The sequence below is a fragment of the Pseudomonas sp. genome, assembly GCF_037994325.1.
Taxonomy (GTDB): domain Bacteria; phylum Pseudomonadota; class Gammaproteobacteria; order Pseudomonadales; family Pseudomonadaceae; genus Aquipseudomonas.
In genome coordinates this window covers 1-2553 of sequence record NZ_JBBNAH010000579.1, presented here as the reverse complement: position 1 = coordinate 2553, position 2553 = coordinate 1, and the positions used below count along the sequence as shown (strand labels likewise).

Here is a 2553-nt window from a genome sequence, read left to right as displayed (position 1 = left end):
GCAGTAAGCCGCACCGTTTTCGTAATCCCTTTGGTGAACCGGCGCGGCTGATCAGCGCGACGACTCCCGCCAATTTCTGAGTCTTGGGTTGGGCTGCAACGCCCATCCCCATAAAAACTAGAAAGTCCTCGCCCATTGGGCGGCAATGTTTCATTACAAAGACCTGCGACAGGATGCCGTGTTCCGGCACGATGGCCTAATCGGTATACTGTCGCCCGCTCGCGCAACCGTGGCCGCGAGCGTGACTAGCCACGATAGAGGGTGTAAGCGTGAACCTAATTAAGAAAATGCTGGCGGCGCATGTCGCTGTGTTGGCCCTCTGGGCGGTCAGCGCTCAGGCTGCTACGACCAATGACGATATCGCAGCAAGACTGAAGCCAGTAGGCGAAGTGTGCATCCAGGGCGAAGAGTGCAAAGGTATCGAAACCGTTGCTGCCGCTGCTGGCGGCGGTGCGAAAACTCCGGATGACATCATTGCTGCGCACTGTGGCGCCTGCCACACCGCCGGTGTACTGGGTGCTCCGAAAATTGGTGACAGCGCTGCCTGGAAAGAGCGCGCCGACCACCAAGGTGGCCTCGACGGCCTGCTGGCCAAAGCCATCACTGGTATCAACAGCATGCCGCCAAAAGGCACCTGTGCTGATTGCAGCGATGATGAGCTGAAAGCCACCATCCAGAAAATGTCCGGCCTGAAATAAGCCGCGATGTTTTGAAAAAACCGCCTTAGGGCGGTTTTTTTGTGGGCGCTCCGCGACCGTAGGGTGAGTGCACCCAGCGGTTTGGGGGGGCGCCATGGTGCGCTTCGCACGACGCACGTTTTTATCGATGTGGGGCGTCATTTCGGCGATTTTGCAGTCACACTCCATGAGCCGTCTTATGGAGATTGACCCTTGGCCCTTAGCTCCCTGGATTATGCCGTCGAGCAGATTTTGCAGCGTATCGACGGGCCTATTCACCTTGGCTTACCTCTGGGCCTGGGTAAGCCCAATCGCTTGGTCAACGCCCTGTACCAGCGCATCAAGGCGCAGCCCCAGCGTTCGTTAACCATCTACACCGCGCTTTCCCTTGGTCGGCCCCATGCCAGCAGCGATCTGGAGCAACGCCTGATGGCGCCGTTTCTTGAGCGCGTATTCGGTAACTACCCGGAGCTCGATTACCTGCACGACCAGCGCCGCGGCGAGCTGCCGGCCAACGTGCAGTTGCAGGAGTTTTATCTTCAACCTGGCAGCCAACTGCACAACCCCAAGGCGCAGCAGGACTACGTCAGCCTTAACTACAGCCAGGTGGCGCGCGACCTGAATCGCAAGGGCATCAATGTGGTGGCGCAGTTGTTGGCGACCGATATCCACCGGCCCGAGCACGTCAGCCTGAGCTGTAACACCGATATCACCCTGGACCTGCTGCCGTTGCTGCAAGCGCGCAAGCAGGCAGGTGAAACCATACTGTGCGTTGGCCAGCTGCATGCTGATCTGCCCTATATGCCGGGCGACGCCGAGCGCCTGCGGGATGATTTCGATCTGTTGGTCGAGGCCGGCGAGCCAAGCACCTTGTTCTCTACGCCAAATATGCCGGTGGGCGTTGCCGACCACGCCATCGGTTTATACGCCAGCACCTTGGTGCGCGATGGTGGCACCTTGCAGATTGGCATCGGTTCGATGGGCGATGCGGTGACGGCCGCGCTGCTTAATCGCCAGGGCGACAACCCGGGCTACCAGGCGCTGCTGGCCGACCTGAATGCACCCCGTTGGGCTGAGCTGATTGAGCATGGCGGCGGGCTGCAACCTTTTGCCAAGGGCCTGTACGGCTGCAGCGAAATGCTCGTGCCGGGGCTGGTGGCGCTGTTTGATGCCGGCATTGTGCGGCGCCCGGTATTCCCCGACGAGCGCCTGCAACAGTTGGCCAACAGCGGCGTGGTAGATGAGCTGGGTCAGTTGGACCTGGCGGCATGGCGAGACGCGCAACCCGATCTCGCTTTCGATCAGCCCCTTGTGGCCTGGCTACAGCGCCAAGGCCTACTGGCTGACGGTGTAAGCGTCGAAGAACAAAACCTACGTTTTGCCAACGGCCAGATGATCGTGGCCGACCTGCATAACCCCGCCTGCGTCGCTGCGCTGCAACCCTACCTGCAAGCGGCAACCAGCGGCATCTTTATCCACGGCGGTTTTTTCCTCGGCCCGCAAGCGTTCTACCGTCGCCTGCACCAGCTAAGCGACGAGCGCCGCTCGCACATTGGCATGACCGGCATCGGCTATATCAATCGTCTGTACGGTCAGGAAGACCTCAAGCGCTTGCAGCGTCGCCAGGCCCGTTTTATTAACAGCGCGTTCTGCATCACCTTGCTCGGCGCCAGTGCGGCGGACCAATTGGAAGATGGCCGGGTGATCAGTGGCGTTGGCGGCCAATATGATTTCTTTGCCCAGGCTCAGGAGCTGGACGACGCTCGCGCCATCCTGATGTTGCGCAGTTGGCGTGAGGCCGATGGCGAGGTCAGCTCCAATATCCGTTGGCAGTACGCCCACACCACCATTCCCCGCCACCTGCGCGACATTGTGA

General features: G+C 60.2%; 2 protein-coding genes and 1 pseudogene. All 3 read left to right on the top strand.

The window, feature by feature from the left end; all coding sequences use genetic code 11:
* Positions 1 to 80: pseudogene (locus tag AAAB16_RS19435) on the top strand (XRE family transcriptional regulator); the annotation flags it as partial.
* Between the two features lie 189 nt (positions 81 to 269).
* Positions 270 to 698, top strand: coding sequence for a c-type cytochrome (locus AAAB16_RS19430; protein WP_340664810.1), 429 nt, complete (start codon positions 270 to 272; stop codon positions 696 to 698).
* Positions 699 to 890: 192 nt separating this feature from the next.
* On the top strand, positions 891 to 2553 hold a 1663-nt coding region (locus AAAB16_RS19425), incomplete at its 3' end, for an acetyl-CoA hydrolase/transferase C-terminal domain-containing protein (protein ID WP_340664809.1).